This window comes from Streptomyces sp. NPDC001002, assembly GCF_053599215.1.
The window spans coordinates 1-17,528 of the sequence record NZ_JBSFLV010000178.1; the positions used below are offsets into that span (position 1 = coordinate 1).

Below are 17,528 nucleotides of genomic sequence, written 5' to 3' on the forward strand. Positions count from 1 at the left end.
TTTGAGGACGAGGCCGTTCAGGCCGAAGCGGGGGTCTGGGGGCGGCAGCCCCCAGGGATGGGACGGGTAGGGGCGGCGGGGGCGAGGAAGGCAGGTCTTAGCCGAGCCTCGACTCCAGTTCAGCCACGATCTCGTTCACGCCGATCGCCGTCTGGTCCCCCGACTCCATGTCCTTCAGCTGGACCACGCCCTCGGCGAGGTCACGCTCGCCGGCGACGATCGTGAAGCGCGCGCCACTGCGATTCGCGTTCTTCATCGCGCCCTTGAGGCCCTTGTGGCCGTAGGAGAAGTCCGCCGCGATCCCGACCTTGCGCAACTCCGTGACCTTGGCGAACAACAGCCGCCGAGCCTCGTCACCCAACGGCACCGCGAACACACTGGTCGTGGAGGGGAGTTCGAGCTCGACCCCCTCCGCCTCCAGGGCCAACACCGTGCGATCGACACCCAACGCCCAGCCCACGGAGGGCAACGCCGGGCCACCGATCATCTCCGACAGGCCGTCGTAACGACCGCCACCGCCCACCGCCGACTGGGAACCCAGCCCGTCGTGGACGAACTCGAAGGTCGTACGCGTGTAGTAGTCGAGGCCACGCACCAGCCGAGGGTCGTCCTCGAAGGCCACGCCCGCAGCCGTGATCAGCTCACGGACCTCCTCGTGGTACGCCTTGCAGGCGTCGCAGAGGTAGTCGCGAAGGAGCGGCGCGTCCGTCAACTGCTTCTGGACGTCGGGGCGTTTGTCGTCCAGGACGCGCAGGGGGTTGATGTCCGCCCGGCGGAGGGTCTCCTCGTCGAGGTCGAGGCCGCGCAGGAAGGTCTGCAGCGCCTCGCGGTAGACCGGACGGCATTCCTTGTCGCCCAGGCTGTTGAGGAGGATGCGGAACTCGCGCAGGCCGAGCGAGCGATACGCCTGGTCGGCCAGGATGATCAACTCGGCGTCGAGGGCCGGGTCCTCGGCTCCGATCGCCTCAGCGCCGACCTGCGAGAAGTGGCGGTAACGGCCCTTCTGGGGGCGCTCGTAGCGGTAGTACGAGCCCGAGTACCAGAGCTTGACGGGGAGGTTGCCCGCCTTGTGGAGGTTGGCCTCAAGTGCCGCGCGCAGTACGGAAGCCGTGCCCTCGGGGCGCAGGGCGAGCCGGGAGCCGCCCTTGGTCTCGAAGACGTACATCTCCTTGGTCACGATGTCGGTGGACTCGCCGACACCGCGCGCGAACAGCTCGACGTTCTCGAAGCCGGGGGTCTCGATGTAGCCGTAGCCGGAGTTGCGCAGCGGCGCGGCGATCGCCTCACGGACGGCCAGGTACTTGGCGCTGTCCGGCGGGATCAGGTCGTACGTGCCCTTGGGGGCCTGAAAGGTGCTCACGGGAGGTCTCTCGTCACATTCCTCGTCGGGGAGCGTCGGCGCTCCCGAGGCCGGCGGCCACCTGCCGCAGATACGGGTTGGTGGCGCGTTCCTGGCCGATGGTCGTGTATTCGTTGTGACCGGGCAGCACCACGGTGGCGTCGTCGAGCGGCAGGACCACGCGGGCCAGCGATTCGAGCATGTCGTCCATGGAGCCACCGGGGAAGTCGGTGCGTCCGATGGAGCCGGCGAACAGCAGGTCGCCCGAGAAGAAGACCGGCGGGATGTCCGCCGACTCGGGCATACCGAAGGTCACCGACCCCTTGGTATGGCCCGGCGCATGCGTGACGGACAGCTCAAGGCCCGCCAGGTCCAGCTTCGCGCCGTCGGTCAGCTCCTTGACGTCGTCCGGCTCCCCCACGGTCAGCTCGCCCATGAGCGGCATGCCGATGGTGCGGCCGATGCCCTTCTCGGGGTCGGCCATCATGTAGCGGTCCTCGGGGTGGATCCAGGCGGGTACGCCGTGCGCGCCGCAGACCGGGACGACCGAGGCCACGTGGTCGATGTGGCCGTGGGTCAGGACGACGGCGACGGGCTTGAGCCGATGCTTCTTCAGCGTCTCCTCGACTCCTGCGGTGGCCTGGTGGCCCGGGTCGATGATCACGCACTCCTCACCGGCGGCGGGGGCGACGAGAAAACAGTTCGTCCCCCAGGCCCCGGCGGGGAACCCGGCAATGAGCACGATCGTCCTTTGTTGTGTCGATACGGGTGCGCCTGGAAGAGGTGGCACCTGCCGTCAGAGCCTACCGGCGCTGCCGAATCCTCAGCGAACCCATATACGGTACGGGACACACGCAGGCGGTCGGCACAACAAGACGCACGCGTCCCAGTAGACGTACGAGACGCATGAGGAGAAAACCCCGTGGTCACCCAGGAACAGCGGAAGCGGCAGCTAGCCCGGGAGAAGTTCTTGCGGCAGCAGCAGCGGCGCACGGCCTCGCGGCGCAAGGCGCGCATGCGCAACTCGGTGATCGCGTCGGTGCTCGGCGTGATCCTGATCGGCAGCGTCGCCCTCTACACGACCGGGGTCCTGAAGGACGACGACAACAAGGCGAATGCGAGTTCGGAGACGACTCCCAGTGCCGCGGCGTCCAGCAAGGCACCGGCGGATCCGTGCGAGAAGGCGGCCGCGGGCTCGGTGAAGAAGCTGAGCTGGAAGAAGGAGCCGGCGGTCACCATCGACAAGTCGGCGAAGTACACGATGAACCTCGCGACGACGTGCGGTGACATAGGCATCGCGCTGAAGACGTCCGCGGCCCCGCACACGGTGAATTCCTTCGACTTCCTGGCGGGCAAGGGATTCTTCGACCACACGAAGTGCCACCGGCTCACCACCAACGGCATCTATGTGCTGCAGTGCGGCGACCCGACGGGCAGCGGCAGCGGCGGTCCCGGATACACCATTCCGGACGAGAACCTGAAGGACGCCTCCCTCAAGGGCGGCGTCTATCCCGCGGGCACCGTGGCGATGGCCAACACCGGTCAGAAGCACACCGGCGGCAGCCAGTTCTTCCTCGTCTTCCAGGACAGTCAGCTGCCGGCGAGCTACACGCCGTTCGGCACGATCTCCGAGTCCGGGATGAAGGTCCTGAAGAAAATCGCCGCCGCCGGAGAGAACACCGGACAGGGTGACGGAGCCCCGAATGCGACCGTTGTGATCAACAAGGCGACGGTCACGAAATCCTGATCCGGTCCTGATCCCATCCCGACCGCATCCCGCCCCGAGGTGCGAAACTTCGGTCGCGCGGGATGCGGACAGGCAACCCGCCGGTCGCCTATGTTGGCCGTGACGAAACTGTGGACGATGCCCGGGGGCGCTGACGCCCCACGCAGGCATCATGTGGAGGAGGCGCTGTGAGCAGCGACCCGTGGGGCCGCGTCGACGAGACGGGGACCGTGTACGTGCGTACGGCCGACGGCGAGCAGGTCGTCGGTTCCTGGCAGGCGGGCTCCCCTGAGGAGGCGCTGGCCTATTTCGAGCGCAAGTACGAGGGCTTGGTTGTCGAGATCGGCCTCCTCGAGAAGCGAGTGAAGACCACCGACCTGTCCGCCAAGGATGCTCAGGCCGCCATCGACCACATCCGCGAGCAGGTGGACGCCCACCACGCGGTGGGCGACCTGGCGGCGCTGCGGGTGCGGCTCGACAAGCTCGTAGAGACTGTCGAGTCGCGTCGTGAGGAGCGCAAGCAGCAGCGGGCGAAGCAGTCGGACGAGGCGCGCAACTCCAAGGAGGCGCTGGTCGCCGAGGCGGAGCAGCTCGCGCAGTCCGACCAGTGGCGGGCGGCCGGTGAGCGGCTGCGCGCGCTGGTGGACACCTGGAAGGGGCTCCCCCGCCTCGACCGCAAGTCGGACGACGAGCTGTGGCACCGCTTCTCGCACGCCCGGTCGGCCTTCTCCAAGCGCCGCAAGGCGCACTTCGCGTCGCTCGACGCGCAGCGCGAGGAGGCCCGCAAGACCAAGGAGCGGCTGGTCGCCGAGGCCGAGGGGCTGTCCGGTTCGACGGACTGGGGTCCCACGGCCGCGCGCTACCGCGAGCTGATGGCCGAGTGGAAGGCCGCGGGCCGCGCCCAGCGCGAGCACGAGGACGACCTGTGGAACCGCTTCCGCGGTGCCCAGGACGTCTTCTTCGCCGCCCGCAGCTCGGTCTTCGCCGAGCGGGACGCCGAGCAGACGGAGAACCTGAAGCTCAAGGAGGAGCTGGCCGAGGAGGCCGAGAAGATCCTCCCGATCACGGATCTGCGCGCGGCACGCGCCGCCTTCCGCTCGCTCAACGAGCGCTGGGAGGCCATCGGCCACGTGCCGCGTGACGCGCGGCCGAAGGTCGAGGGCCGGATGCACGCCGTCGAGCGGGCGATCCAGGAGTCCGAGGAGGCCGAGTGGCGCCGGACGAACCCGGAGGCACGCGCGCGTGCCGCGGGTCTGACCGGTCAGCTCCAGGCGGCCGTGGACAAGCTCCGCGGCCAGATCGAGCAGGCGCGCGCCCAGGGCAACGCGTCCAAGGCCGACAAGCTGGAGCGCGAGCTGGAGGGCCGCCAGGCCCTGCTGGACCAGGCACTGAAGGGCCTGCAGGAGTTCGGCGGCTGACGCAGCACCTCCTGCTCATCGGCCTCGTGCACGACGAAAGGGCTCCCGTACGTGACGTACGGGAGCCCTTTCGTGTTGCTGTGTACCTGCTGCTACGACCTGCTGCGCGCCGACGTCACCCGGTAGACGTCGTAGACGCCCTCCACGCCCCGGACCGCCTTCAGGACGTGGCCGAGGTGCTTGGGGTCGCCCATCTCGAAGGTGAAGCGGGAGGTGGCGACGCGGTCGCGGGAGGTCTGCACGGCCGCGGAGAGGATGTTGACGTGCTGGTCGGACAGGACGCGGGTGACGTCCGACAGAAGCCGGGAGCGGTCCAGGGCCTCGACCTGGATGGCGACCAGGAAGACCGAGGACTGGGTGGGCGCCCACTCGACTTCGAGGATGCGCTCGGGCTCGCGGGACAGTGACTCCACGTTGACGCAGTCGCTGCGGTGAACCGATACGCCACTACCCCGCGTGACGAAACCGATGATCGGGTCGCCGGGTACCGGAGTACAACAGCGGGCCAGCTTGACCCACACGTCCTCGACGCCCTTGACGATGACGCCCGGGTCGGCGTTGGAACGGCGTTTGCGGCTGCGGCTCCTGGTCGGCGGGACCGACTCGTCGATCTCCTCGGTCGCGGCCTCCTCGCCGCCGAGCGCCGAGACGAGCTTCTGCACGACGTTCTGCGCCGAGACATGACCCTCGCCGATCGCCGCGTACAGCGCGGAGATGTCCGGGTACCGCATCTCGTGCGCCAGCGTGACCAGGGAGTCGCCGGTCAGGATGCGCTGGATCGGCAGGTTCTGCTTGCGCATCGCGCGGACGATGGCGTCCTTGCCCTGCTCGATCGCCTCGTCGCGGCGCTCCTTGGAGAACCAGGCCCGGATCTTGTTGCGGGCACGCGGCGACTTGACGAAGCCGAGCCAGTCCCGGGAGGGACCCGCGCCGGCCGCCTTGGAGGTGAAGACCTCCACCAAGTCGCCGTTGTCCAGGGTGGATTCGAGGGGTACGAGTCTTCCGTTGACCCGTGCTCCTATGGTCCGGTGGCCGACCTCCGTGTGGACCGCGTACGAGAAGTCCACCGGGGTGGAGCCGGCCGGCAGCGCTATCACGTCGCCCTTGGGCGTGAAGACGAAGACCTCGTTGCGGGACAGGTCGAAGCGCAGGGACTCCAGGAACTCCCCGGGGTCCTCGGTCTCCTTCTGCCAGTCGAGCAACTGGCGCAGCCACGCCATGTCGTTGAGGTGGTCCTCCTTGCCGGTGCTCTTGGGCGCGTCCGAACGCACCTTGGAGGCACCGGCGACGGCCTCCTGCTTGTACTTCCAGTGCGCGGCGATGCCGTACTCGGCACGGCGGTGCATGTCGAACGTACGGATCTGGAGCTCAACGGGCTTGCCGTTGGGGCCGATCACCGTGGTGTGCAGCGACTGGTACATGTTGAACTTGGGCATCGCGATGTAGTCCTTGAACCGGCCGGGGACCGGGTTCCATCGCGCGTGCACGGTGCCGAGGGCGGCGTAACAGTCCCTCACCGTGTCGACAAGGACACGAATACCCACCAGGTCGTAGATCTCCGCGAAGTCGCGACCGCGGACGATCATCTTCTGGTAGACGCTGTAGTAGTGCTTCGGCCGGCCCGTGACGGTCGCCTTGATCCGTGCGGCGCGCAGATCCTGCTGCACCTCGTCGGTCACTATGGCCAGGTACTCGTCACGCTTCGGCGCCCGCTCGGCCACCAGACGCACGATCTCGTCGTACATCTTGGGGTAGAGGATCGCGAAGGCGAGATCCTCCAGCTCCCACTTGATGGTGTTCATGCCCAGGCGATGGGCGAGCGGCGCGTAGATCTCCAGCGTCTCGCGCGCCTTCTTCTCCTGCTTCTCGCGCTTGAGGTAGCGCATGGTGCGCATGTTGTGCAGCCGGTCGGCGAGCTTGATGACCAGGACGCGCGGGTCCTTGGCCATGGCCACGACCATCTTGCGTACGGTCTCGGCCTGCGCGGCTTCGCCGAACTTGACCTTGTCCAGCTTGGTGACGCCGTCGACGAGCAGCGCGACGGAGTCGCCGAAGTCGCGGCGCAGCTGGTCGAGGCCGTACTCGGTGTCCTCGACGGTGTCGTGCAGCAGCCCTGCCATCAGGGTGGCCGGATCCATGCCCAGCTCGGCGAGGATCGTCGTCACGGCGAGCGGGTGCGTGATGTACGGGTCGCCGCTCTTGCGCTTCTGGCCGCGGTGCCAGCGTTCGGCGACCTGGTAGGCCTTCTCGATCTGGCGGAGCGTCGCGGTCTCGATCTTCGGGTCGTTGCTGCGCACTATCCGCAGCAGCGGCTCCAGGACCGGGTTGTACGGGTTGGAGCGCTGCACTCCGAGGCGGGCGAGGCGGGCACGGACGCGGTTGGAGGAGCCGGAACGGGCGGGCTGGCCGGTGTTCGGACGGACCGCGGGCGCGGCCGACGGCGTTGCCTCGGCCGAGGTGGGCTCGGGTGCGGGGGGCGGCTTGGGGCGCGACTGCTCGGCCGACTTGTCCACGGGGCCGGACTGGGCGTGCTCGACCGTCCCGCGGGAGTCGTTCTTCGCGTGCGGCTCCGTCGGCGCAGGCTTGGCCGCGGCTGCCGAGGCGGACTCGGGCTTGGCGGCGGTCAGGTGTTGGGCCTCGTCTGGCAAGAGGACTCCTCGTGCGCGATCCGGGTCCCCCGGTCAGGCTCCGGAGACCCCATGGTAGCGATCCTGCGCCCCAGGATCGCCTTCAGCCCGATGTGAGGGCCGTCTACCCCTGAAACACGAGGGGCTCCCGCCGGATTCCGGAGGGGTGGCTTCGGGGTGATCGAGGGGTGTCTTGGGGGTGGCTGTGGGGGTGTGCGGGTTTGCCGGGGGGGGCGTGGAGGTGGCTCGGGGCGGGGGTGCGTGGCGGGGGCCGGTCAGGGGGAGCGACTGTACGCCTGTGCATCAGGTCAGGACCGAGCGCACGGGGCGGGCGAGAGGGCGCGCGCACGGCGAGGGCGCGGGTGGGTGTGGCCGCCGAGCGCGAGCGTGCGCCGCGTCTGGGAGGCGTCTCCGCCTCGGATCTACCGCCCTGGACAGACAGTCCCGCCGCCGCGCGCCGACATGCGAACGGCCGTTCCGGTGGGACCGGGACGGCCGTTCTTGGCGTTGCCAGTACTGCTGGTGTTGCTGGGGTCAGACGACCAGGAGTGTGTCCAGTGGGGCGCCTTCGAGGGCCGGTTCCAGGCGGGAGCGGCCGTTCAGGAAGCCGAGTTCCATCAGGACCGCCAGGCCCGCGATCTCGGCGCCCGCGCGGCGGATGAGCCGGATCGAGGCCTCGGCGGTGCCGCCGGTGGCGAGGACGTCGTCGACGATCAGGATGCGGTCGCCGGCGCTCAGATCCTCCGCGTGCACCTCGATCTCGGCCGAGCCGTACTCCAGCTCGTACGCCTGCGCGAGGGTCGCTCCGGGGAGCTTGCCCGCCTTGCGTACGGGGATGAAGCCGAGGCCGGCCCGGACGGCGACCGGAGCGCCCAGGATGAACCCGCGGGCCTCCAGGCCGACGACCTTGGTCGCGCCGACGCGCTCCGCGATCTCGGCCAGCGCGTCGGTGAGCGCCGTGAAGGCCGCCGGGTCCGCCAGGAGCGGGGTGATGTCCTTGAACAGCACGCCCGGCTCCGGGTAGTCCGGCACATCGCGGATGCGGCTGAGCAGCAGCTCCTGGATGTCGGTCATCGGCGCTTCCCGGACGGCCGGCCCCGGCCGCGGTTACGGGAGGCGGGCTGGTTGCGCGGCCCGACGACCGCGTGCGCGGCGTCCTCCGGCTCGTCGTCGTACGCCGGGTCCGCGTCGTCGTGCGACTGGGCCTGCTCCCCCTCGGCGGCGGCCTGCGCCCGCTTGGCGAGGACGCGCTTCTTGAGCGCCTTCATCTGCGGCTCCGCCTCCTTGAGGTCGGCGACGAGCGGCGTGGCGATGAAGATCGAGGAATACGCACCGGCCGCGAGGCCGACGAACAGCGACAGCGAGATGTCGTTCAGCATGCCCGCGCCGAGGAAGGCGCCACCGATGAACAGCAGGGCCCCGACCGGCAGCAGCGCCACCACGGTCGTGTTGATGGACCGCATCAGGGTGCTGTTGATCGAGCGGTTGGCCACATCGCTGTAGGTCCAGCGGGTCTGCTTGGTGATGTCCTTCGTCTGCTCCTTGAGGCTGTCGAAGACGACGACCGTGTCGTAGAGCGAGTAACCGAGGATGGTCAGCAGACCGATCACCGTACCCGGCGTGACCTCGAAGCCCACGAGGGCGTAGATGCCGGTGGTGATGGTGATGTCGTGGATCAGGGCGACCAGGGCCGCCAAGGCCATTCGCCACTCGAAGGCGATCGCCAGATAGATCACGACCAGCACCATGAAGATCGCCAGGCCCTCCCAGGCCTTGTTGGCGACCTGGTCACCCCAGCTGGGTCCGACCAGGTCCGCGGCGATGTTCTCGGAAGGGACCTTGAGGTCCTTGGACAGCTGGGTCTTGATGCCGTCGGACTTGTCGGTGTCGATGCCGGCGATCTGGATGCGCAGGCTGCCGTCGCCGAGCTTCTGCACGATCGCGTCGTGACCGGAGGCGTCCTCGGCGTAGGTCTCCGCCTGATTCACCGAGACGGTCATGTGCTTGGGCGTCGTGAAGACCGCGCCGCCCTGGAACTCGATGCCCATGTTCAGGCCGCGCACCGCCAGGCCGAGGATGGCCGTGATGGTGATCAGGATCGAGATGCCGTACCAGATCTTGCGGTTGCCGACGAAGTCGTAACCGACCTCGCCGCGGTGCAGTCGGGCGCCGAGGCTGCCGAGTTTCGACATCTCACGCCTCCTTCGGGTCGACGGGGGCGTGGGGACGGCGGGTGCGGCGCAGCGGCGCCTTGGCTCCCAGGGCCTTCGGGTCGAGGCCGGACCACTTGTGGCCGCTCGCGAAGAACTTCCGGCGGGCCAGGAGCGTCATCAGCGGCTTGGTGAAGAGGAAGACGACGACCACGTCGAGCACGGTGGTCAGACCGAGCGTGAACGCGAAGCCCTGGACCTTGCCGACCGTGACGATGAACAGCACCGCGGCGGCGAGGAACGACACGAAGTCGGAGACCAGGATGGTGCGCCGGGCCCGCGGCCAGGCCCGCTCCACCGCGGGACGCAGCGTACGTCCCTCGCGGATCTCGTCTCTGATGCGTTCGAAGAACACGATGAACGAGTCGGCCGTGATACCGATCGCGACGATCGCACCGCAGACGGCCGGCAGGTTCAGCGCGAAGCCGATGGCCGGGCCGAGCAGCGCCATGATCACGTAGGTGAGGATCGCGGAGACCAGCAGCGACGGGATGGCGATGACCGAGAGGCCGCGGTAGAAGATCAGCAGGTAGATCACGACCAGCGCGAGGCCGATCGCGCCCGCGATCAGACCGGCGTGCAGCTGCTCACCGCCGAGGGCCGCGGTCACCGTGGTGACGCTGTCCTCCTTGAAGGTCAGCGGCAGGGCGCCGTACGACAGCATGTTGGCGAGGCTCTGGGCCTCTTCCTGGGTGAAGCTGCCGGAGATCTCCGCGCTGCCGCCCGTGATGGACGAGCTGACGTACGGGCTGGAGACGACCTGGCCGTCCAGGACGATGCCGAACTGGTTCTGCGGCGACTGGTTCTGCGCGAGCTGGCCGGTGATCGTGGCGAACTTCTTGGAGCCGCTGGACGTGAAGTCCATCGTGACCTGCCAGCCGGCGGCCGTGGTCGTGTTGTAGATGGCCTGGGCCTTCTTGACCTCGGTGCCGTCCACGGCGGCCGGGCCGAGCAGGTACTTGTACCAGACGCCGGAGACCTGACCGCAGGCGACGGTCGACTCGGTGGCCTTGGCGCTCTTGCCCACCGTGTTCTGGACCGACTTCTTGGAGCAGTCCAGCGCGGTGTACTGGGCCTCCAGCTTGGCGTTCGCGTCACTGGCGGCGCTGCTGCCGCTCGGCGACGGGGAGGCGCTGGAGGAGGCCGAGGCGCTCGCGGACGGGGTCTCGTCGGCCTTCAGGGCGTCGGTGACGGCACGGCCCTGCGAGGTGGCGGTGTCCGAGGGGCTCGCGGAGCTCGACGCGGACGAGGAGCCGGTGGCCTTGGGTGTGGCCGAGCTCGACGGGCTGCCGGAGGCGCTGCTGGACGCGCTGGGCGAGGTGCTCGGCGTCGCGCCGGCGGAGGCCTCGGTGGCGATCACCGGGCGGAAGTACAGCTTGGCCGTGGTGCCGACCTGCTGGCGGGCTTCCTCGGAGTTCGTGCCCTTGGGGATGTTGACGATGATGTTGCGGTCGCCCTGGGTCTGAACCTCCGCTTCCGAGACACCGAGACCATTGACACGGCGGTTCATGATGTCGACCGCGGTGTCCATGTTGGTCTTGTTGATCGCGGACTCCTGGCCCTTCTCCGGGACCGCCCGGAGAGTGATGCTCGTGCCCCCCGCCAGATCGATACCGAGGCGCGGAGTGGTGTGCCCGGAGGCGAACATCCCTCCGGTGAGCGCCACGATGGCGATCAGGATGAGGGCCAGCGAACGCCCTGGCTTGCTCTGGGCACTCGCGCTCCGGCCCTTCTTAGGTGCTGCCACCTTCTCGTACTCCCTCTCGGGCCGCCGCGCGCCGGATCTGCGGGCGGGCGGCCATGACATGGTGTCGGGATCCCGTGCGAGCTGCGCGTGCTCCAGGGCGTGCGGGAACGGTCCGCACGCCCCTTGGCGCGGCTACTTCGCCTCGGACTCGCCGTCCTTCTTCTTCGGCTCTTCGTCCGACTTCGCCTCAGCGGTCACGATCTCGTCGGCCGGTTCCTCGGGCGCGTCCTTCTTGCCGAGGTCGACGGACTTGTCGTCGGAGGCGGCGGCAGCTTCGTCGGCGGAGTCGTCGGTCTCGGTGAGGGAGGAGGCGTCGTCCGGGACGACGTCGGAGTCGGACTTCAGGTCGTGCTCGACGCCGTGGACGATGCGGTTGTACTCGTCGTCCGACAGGACCGCGCCGATGGCGTTCTTGGCGAAGAGGAGATCGACGCCCGGACCGGCGTCGAGGAGGACCGTCTCTTCGTTCACTTCCTTGACCGTCGCGTAGATACCCCCGATCGTGCGGACGCCGGAGCCTGGCTGCATCTCGTTCCGCATGGACGCGGCCTGCTGCTGCTTGCGCTTGGCCGAGCGGGTCATCAGGAACATGGCCCCGATGAGCACGATGAACGGGAGAAGGGTCACGATATTCACGGGACGGAATTTCCTTCGCACGACCGCGACGGAGAGCGGCCTCATGGATGGGGGTCGTATACCGCCGACAAAGGCGGCATCGGCGGAGTCTAAGCGAGTCCGCGCGCATGGAACAACGCTCAGCATGGCACCTGGGTTCCTGACCGGGCCAATGCCGGGTCGTCACGATGCCGTCACGCCCCGAACAGGTCCTGTTGTCCGTTTCCGGTCCGCGCCGACTGCGGCGGAGTGAGGCCGAGATGTGACCAGGCGGCGGGCGTGGCGACCCGCCCGCGCGGAGTCCGCGCCAGAAGCCCTTCGCGTACGAGAAAGGGTTCGGCGACCTCTTCCACCGTCTCGCGCTCCTCCCCCACCGCGACGGCGAGCGTGGAGAGGCCGACCGGTCCGCCGCCGAACAGCTTGAGCAGGGCCTGGAGGACGGCCCGGTCCAGGCGGTCGAGGCCGCGTACGTCGACCTCGTAGACGGCGAGGGCCGCGGCGGCGATGTCCCGGGTGATCACGCCGTCGGCCTTGACCTGCGCGTAGTCGCGGACCCGGCGCAGCAGACGGTTGGCGATACGGGGTGTGCCGCGGGAGCGGCCGGCGATCTCGGCGGCGCCCTCGGCGTCGATCTCGACGTCGAGGAGGTTCGCCGAGCGGTGGATGACACGCTCCAGTTCGAGGGGTTCGTAGAACTCCATGTGCCCGGTGAAGCCGAAGCGGTCGCGCAGCGGGGGCGGCAGCAGTCCCGCGCGCGTGGTGGCACCGACCAGGGTGAACGGGGGCAGCTCCAGGGGGATGGCGGTGGCGCCGGGGCCCTTGCCGACGATGACGTCGACGCGGAAGTCCTCCATCGCCATGTAGAGCATCTCCTCGGCGGGCCGGGACATGCGGTGGATCTCGTCGAGGAAGAGGACCTCGCCCTCCTGGAGGGAGGACAGGATCGCCGCGAGGTCGCCGGCGTGCTGGATCGCGGGGCCGCTGGTGATGCGGATGGGGGCGCCCATCTCCGCCGCGATGATCATCGACAGGGTGGTCTTGCCGAGGCCGGGGGCGCCGGAGAGCAGCACGTGGTCGGCGGTGGCGCCCCGCGCGCGTGCGGCGCGCAGGACCAGGTCGAGCTGCTCGCGGACCTTCTCCTGGCCGATGAACTCGCCCAGGTCCTTGGGGCGCAGGGCGGCCTCGACGGCCTGGTCCTCACCGTCGGCGACCGAGCCCACCAGCCGCTCGGGGGCGGTCTCGTCGGTGGTGTCGTCCCAGTTCACTGACGGTCTCCTAGCGGGCGCGGTTCAGGGTCTGGAGGGCGGCCTTGAGCAGCTGGCCCACCTGGGGCGCGCCCTCGGCGGCCTCGGCCTGCGGGGTCACGGCGGCGACGGCCTCGTCGGCCTCGCGCGTGGCGTAGCCGAGCCCGATCAGGGCGGCGTGCAGCTGATCGCGCCAGCCGCCGCTGATCGGGGCGCCGATCGCCGGAGCGGTGCCCACGGGTGCGCCGAGCCGGTCCTTGAACTCCAGGAGCAGCTTCTGCGCGCCCTTCTTGCCGATGCCCGGCACGGCCATCAGCGCCTTCTCGTCACCGGCGGCAACGGCGCGGCGCAGGGCGTCCGGGGTGTGCACGGCCAGCATCGCCTGCGCGAGCCGGGGCCCGACGCCGGTCGCGGTCTGCAGCAGCTCGAAGATCTGGCGCTCGTCGTCGTCCACGAAGCCGTACAGGGTCAGCGAGTCCTCGCGGACGACGAGGGAGGTGGCGAGCTTGGCCTGCTTGCCGAGGCGGAGGGTGGAGAGCGTGTTCGGCGTGCACTGGACGGCCATGCCGACTCCGCCCACCTCGACCACCGCGGTATCGGGAGCGAGTGCGGCGACCGTGCCGCTGACGAAGGCGATCATGCGGGGCGGCCTTTCGGGGCGTTCGGTGCGTGGGCTGTTGAAGCTGCCTTGGCTGCTCGGACTGCTGCGGCCGGCCTGGCGGCCTTGCTTGCTGTGGCCGCTTGCAGGGCGACGGCCTGCTGGAGTCGGTTCTGGGCGGGGGCCCGCCAGATGTGGCAGATGGCGAGGGCGAGGGCGTCGGCCGCGTCGGCGGGCTTGGGGGGTGCGTCGAGCCGGAGCAGACGCGTCACCATGGCGCCGACCTGGGCCTTGTCGGCGCGCCCGCTGCCGGTGACGGCGGCCTTGACCTCGCTCGGGGTGTGCAGGGCGACGGGGATGCCGCGACGGGCGGCGCAGAGCATGGCGACGGCGCTGGCCTGGGCCGTACCCATCACCGTGCTCACGTTGTGCTGGCTGAACACCCGCTCCACGGCGACGAATTCGGGCCGGTGCTCGTCCAGCCACGCCTCGATGCCCTGCTCGATGGCGACGAGACGCAGTCCCAACTCGGCGTCCGCGGGCGTGCGTACGACACCGACGCCGAGCATCGTGAGCGGCCGGCCCGCGACGCCCTCGACGACACCGACACCACAGCGCGTCAGTCCGGGGTCCACCCCGAGTACCCGCACTCCGCCCCCTTCGCCTCTTCGCAGCCGAACGTGATCTTTGACTTCACGCCAGGCTATCCGCTGCCACCGACAACAGCGGCGGGCCGGGGGACGTGTGTCCCATCCGGCCCGCCGATACCGCTGAACTCGCGGCAGCGCTACGCGTCGACCTTCTCCATGACCTCGTCGCTGACGTCGAAGTTGGCGAAGACGTTCTGCACGTCGTCGCTGTCCTCCAGGGCGTCGATCAGCTTGAAGATCTTCCGGGCGCCGTCCTCGTCGAGCTCGACCTGCATGGTCGGGACGAAGTTGGCGTCGGCGGAGTCGTAGTCGATACCGGCGTCCTGGAGGGCGGTGCGGACCGCGACCAGGTCGGTGGCCTCGGAGATGACCTCGAAGGTCTCCCCCAGGTCGTTGACCTCCTCGGCGCCCGCGTCGAGCACGGCACCGAGGACGTCGTCCTCGCCCAGCTCGCCCTTGGGGACGATCACGACACCCTTGCGGTTGAAGAGGTACGAGACGGAGCCGGGGTCGGCCATGTTCCCGCCGTTGCGGGTCATGGCGACGCGGACGTCCGAGGCGGCGCGGTTGCGGTTGTCGGTGAGGCACTCGATGAGCACCGCGACGCCGTTCGGGCCGTAACCCTCGTACATGATCGTCTCGTAGTCGGCGCCACCGGCTTCGAGGCCGGCGCCGCGCTTGACCGCGGAGTCGATGTTCTTGTTCGGGACCGAGCTCTTCTTGGCCTTCTGGATGGCGTCGAAGAGCGTCGGGTTACCGGCGGGGTCGGCACCGCCGGTGCGGGCCGCGACCTCGATGTTCTTGATCATCTTCGCGAAGAGCTTGCCGCGCTTGGCGTCGATCACGGCCTTCTTGTGCTTCGTCGTAGCCCATTTAGAGTGGCCGGACATCTGCCTGTCTCCTTCGCGTAACCCAACTCTTTACGAACCCCAGGAATCCTACTAGGACCCCGGAGCCAGGTTCGCGCGCACCATGTCGACGAACAGGGAGTGCACGCGGTGGTCGCCGGTCAGTTCCGGGTGGAACGACGTGGCGAGCGCGTTGCCCTGGCGGACCGCGACGATGTGGCCGTCGTGCTCGGCGAGCACCTCGGTCTCGGCGCCGACCGACTCGACCCAGGGGGCGCGGATGAACACGCCCTCTACAGGATCGCCTTCGACGCCCTTCACGTCGACCGTCGCTTCGAAGGACTCGTTCTGACGTCCGAAGGCGTTGCGGCGCACGATCATGTCGATGCCGCCGATCGTCTCCTGGCCCGAGCGCGGGTCGAGGATCTTGTCGGCGAGCATGATCATGCCGGCGCAGGTGCCGTAGACGGGCAGGCCGGCACGCACGCGTGCACGCAGGGGATCCATCAGCCCGAAGAGGACGGCCAGCTTGGAGATGGTGGTGGACTCACCGCCGGGGATGACCAGGCCGTCGACCTCGGCGAGTTCTTCGGGGCGCCTGACCTGCCTGGCCACGGCGTCGGCCGCGGCCAGGGCGATCAGGTGCTCCCGTACGTCGCCCTGGAGGGCCAGGACGCCTATGACAGGGGCTGTCTCGCTCATCTACGGGACTACCAGCCGCGGTTGGCGTAGCGCTCGGCCTCGGGGAGGGTGTCGCAGTTGATGCCGACCATGGCCTCGCCGAGGTTGCGGGACGCGTCCGCGATGATCTTCGGGTCGTCGTAGAAGGTGGTCGCCTTCACGATGGCGGCGGCGCGCTTGGCCGGGTCGCCGGACTTGAAGATGCCGGAGCCGACGAAGACGCCCTCGGCACCGAGCTGGCGCATGAGCGCGGCGTCGGCGGGGGTGGCGACACCGCCGGCGGAGAACAGGACGACCGGGAGCTTGCCGAGTTCGGCGACCTCCTTGACGATCTCGTACGGGGCGCGCAGCTCCTTGGCGGCGGCGTACAGCTCGTTGTTGTCGTAGCCGCGCAGGCGGGCTATCTCGTTCTTGATCTGGCGCAGGTGGCGGACCGCCTCTACGACGTTGCCCGTACCGGCCTCGCCCTTGGAGCGGATCATCGCGGCGCCCTCGGCGATGCGGCGCAGGGCCTCGCCGAGGTTGGTGGCACCGCAGACGAAGGGGGTCGTGAAGGCCCACTTGTCGGAGTGGTTGACCTCGTCGGCCGGGGTGAGGACCTCGGACTCGTCGATGTAGTCGACGCCGAGGGACTGCAGCACCTGGGCCTCGACGAAGTGGCCGATGCGGGACTTCGCCATGACCGGGATGGAGACGGCCTCGATGATGCCCTCGATCATGTCCGGGTCGGACATCCGGGCCACGCCGCCGTCCTTGCGGATGTCGGCCGGGACCCGCTCCAGGGCCATCACGGCGACGGCGCCCGCGTCCTCGGCGATCTTCGCCTGATCCGGCGTGACGACGTCCATGATCACGCCGCCCTTGAGCTGCTCGGCCATGCCGCGCTTCACGCGCGCGGTGCCGGTCTCGGGGGTCTGGTTTTCGGAGAACGTGCTGGACACGGGTGACCTCACTCGGTGAAAGAGGGTTTCTGCACCACCGAGGAAACGCGAGTGGACCAGTCCACTGCAAGGGCCAATGGGTAGGCGGTGGATCCTTTTCGCGTGCGAGAGACCGCGCGATCGCCCCGAACAGGCCTTACGCCGCCCGGTCCACCAGCGCCGCCGGCGGCTCGTCGTCCATCTCGAAGGCCATCGGGAACGGGGCGTGTCCTGCCAGGTGGAACCAGCGGACCTTGCGGTGGTCGCGCAGGCGGCGGGCCGCGCCGACCGCGTCGTTGTGGAAACGCCGGGCCATCGGCACGCGGCGTACGGCCTCGGTGAGTTCGTGGGCCGCGGAGTCCCCGCCGGGGGCCTCGCGCACGACCTCCACCTGCTGGGCCTCCGCGAAGACGGCCCGCAGCGCCTGGCTCAGGTCGCTCTCGGCGACCTCCCGCTGCTCCTCCTCCGCCTGCCTCGCCGCGTGCGCTGCCTCGTACAGGACGATCGAGGCGGCCGGGTCGAGGACGCCGGAGGTCGCCAGCTCCTGTGCCACGGAGGCCCTGCGGAGCAGCTGGGCGTCAAGTGCCGCGCGGGCGGCGTCGATCCGGGCGTGCAGGCGGTCCAGGCGTCCTGCGGTCCAACTCAGGTAGAGGCCGATCGCCACGAGAACGACGAGGATCCAGATCAAGGTAGCGCTCACGCGCCGCACCCTACGCTCTGCGGGTTCAGCGTTGTGACGTGCGGGGTGTCGAGGCGGTGTGCGGGTGCGGGTGCGGGGTGTTGGCGTGGCCGTCGTCCTGGGGGCTGCCGCCCCCAACATCGTCACCGGGCGGCCCTCACCCTCCTGCGCCCCGGCGGCCTCCTCCTGCTGGAGGCCCCCCGCCCCCGCGTGGACGCCCTGCGCG

16 protein-coding genes are annotated in these 17,528 nt (G+C 69.4%); 2 read left to right on the plus strand and 14 right to left on the minus strand.

What is annotated here, in order from left to right:
* Window positions 1–97: 97 nt before the first annotated feature.
* Both hisS and ACWDR3_RS42055 read right to left on the minus strand, forming a co-directional pair.
* Window positions 98–1,360, minus strand: a complete 1,263-nt coding sequence (gene hisS, locus ACWDR3_RS42050; protein ID WP_450357885.1) for a histidine--tRNA ligase — start codon at window positions 1,358–1,360, stop codon at window positions 98–100.
* 13 nt (window positions 1,361–1,373) lie between these two features.
* Window positions 1,374–2,081 (minus strand): MBL fold metallo-hydrolase, encoded by a 708-nt coding sequence (locus ACWDR3_RS42055; RefSeq protein ID WP_450357886.1) that lies wholly within the window; start codon window positions 2,079–2,081, stop codon window positions 1,374–1,376.
* A gap of 180 nt (window positions 2,082–2,261) precedes the next feature.
* Here ACWDR3_RS42055 and ACWDR3_RS42060 point away from each other — a divergent pair, with 180 nt between their 5' ends.
* Both ACWDR3_RS42060 and ACWDR3_RS42065 read left to right on the plus strand, forming a co-directional pair.
* Window positions 2,262–3,086 carry a peptidylprolyl isomerase gene (locus ACWDR3_RS42060; RefSeq protein WP_450357887.1) on the plus strand — a complete coding sequence of 275 codons (825 nt, stop codon included), beginning with the start codon at window positions 2,262–2,264 and terminating at the stop codon, window positions 3,084–3,086.
* 167 nt (window positions 3,087–3,253) lie between these two features.
* The gene (locus ACWDR3_RS42065; RefSeq protein ID WP_450357888.1) at window positions 3,254–4,483 is read left to right on the plus strand and encodes a DUF349 domain-containing protein; all 1,230 of its coding nucleotides are present in this window, start codon (window positions 3,254–3,256) and stop codon (window positions 4,481–4,483) included.
* A gap of 92 nt (window positions 4,484–4,575) precedes the next feature.
* Here ACWDR3_RS42065 and ACWDR3_RS42070 read toward each other — a convergent pair whose 3' ends face one another.
* From ACWDR3_RS42070 to ACWDR3_RS42125, 12 genes are all read right to left on the minus strand, one after another.
* A complete protein-coding gene (locus tag ACWDR3_RS42070) occupies window positions 4,576–7,131 on the minus strand; it encodes a RelA/SpoT family protein (RefSeq protein ID WP_450357889.1) in 2,556 nt (851 codons plus the stop codon).
* 513 nt (window positions 7,132–7,644) lie between these two features.
* Window positions 7,645–8,184, minus strand: a complete 540-nt coding sequence (locus tag ACWDR3_RS42075) for an adenine phosphoribosyltransferase (protein WP_450357890.1) — start codon at window positions 8,182–8,184, stop codon at window positions 7,645–7,647.
* Window positions 8,181–9,302: a protein translocase subunit SecF gene (secF, locus tag ACWDR3_RS42080; RefSeq protein ID WP_450357891.1), complete on the minus strand. Its 1,122-nt coding sequence runs from the start codon at window positions 9,300–9,302 to the stop codon at window positions 8,181–8,183. The genes ACWDR3_RS42075 and secF overlap by 4 nt, the downstream gene beginning before the upstream one ends.
* A 1-nt stretch (window position 9,303) precedes the next feature.
* Entirely contained in the window at window positions 9,304–11,067 is a 1,764-nt protein-coding gene (gene secD, locus ACWDR3_RS42085) for a protein translocase subunit SecD (protein WP_450357892.1), read from the minus strand.
* Between the two features lie 132 nt (window positions 11,068–11,199).
* Complete coding sequence (yajC, locus tag ACWDR3_RS42090) at window positions 11,200–11,703, minus strand: preprotein translocase subunit YajC (RefSeq protein WP_450357893.1); 504 nt, start codon at window positions 11,701–11,703, stop codon at window positions 11,200–11,202.
* 173 nt (window positions 11,704–11,876) lie between these two features.
* Window positions 11,877–12,947: a Holliday junction branch migration DNA helicase RuvB gene (gene ruvB, locus ACWDR3_RS42095; RefSeq protein WP_450357894.1), complete on the minus strand. Its 1,071-nt coding sequence runs from the start codon at window positions 12,945–12,947 to the stop codon at window positions 11,877–11,879.
* 10 nt (window positions 12,948–12,957) lie between these two features.
* Window positions 12,958–13,566, minus strand: a complete 609-nt coding sequence (gene ruvA, locus ACWDR3_RS42100) for a Holliday junction branch migration protein RuvA (RefSeq protein ID WP_450357895.1) — start codon at window positions 13,564–13,566, stop codon at window positions 12,958–12,960.
* Window positions 13,563–14,174, minus strand: coding sequence for a crossover junction endodeoxyribonuclease RuvC (ruvC, locus tag ACWDR3_RS42105; protein ID WP_450357896.1), 612 nt, complete (start codon window positions 14,172–14,174; stop codon window positions 13,563–13,565). Before ruvC ends, ruvA begins: the two co-directional genes overlap by 4 nt.
* Before the next feature lie 137 nt (window positions 14,175–14,311).
* Window positions 14,312–15,064: a YebC/PmpR family DNA-binding transcriptional regulator gene (locus ACWDR3_RS42110; protein ID WP_124002824.1), complete on the minus strand. Its 753-nt coding sequence runs from the start codon at window positions 15,062–15,064 to the stop codon at window positions 14,312–14,314.
* Window positions 15,065–15,115: 51 nt separating this feature from the next.
* On the minus strand, window positions 15,116–15,724 hold the full coding sequence (gene pdxT / locus ACWDR3_RS42115) for a pyridoxal 5'-phosphate synthase glutaminase subunit PdxT (RefSeq protein WP_450357897.1): 609 nt from the start codon (window positions 15,722–15,724) through the stop codon (window positions 15,116–15,118).
* A gap of 8 nt (window positions 15,725–15,732) precedes the next feature.
* On the minus strand, window positions 15,733–16,644 hold the full coding sequence (pdxS, locus tag ACWDR3_RS42120; RefSeq protein ID WP_450357898.1) for a pyridoxal 5'-phosphate synthase lyase subunit PdxS: 912 nt from the start codon (window positions 16,642–16,644) through the stop codon (window positions 15,733–15,735).
* A gap of 136 nt (window positions 16,645–16,780) precedes the next feature.
* The gene (locus tag ACWDR3_RS42125; RefSeq protein WP_124002821.1) at window positions 16,781–17,323 is read right to left on the minus strand and encodes a LemA family protein; all 543 of its coding nucleotides are present in this window, start codon (window positions 17,321–17,323) and stop codon (window positions 16,781–16,783) included.
* Between the last annotated feature and the right edge of the window lie 205 nt (window positions 17,324–17,528).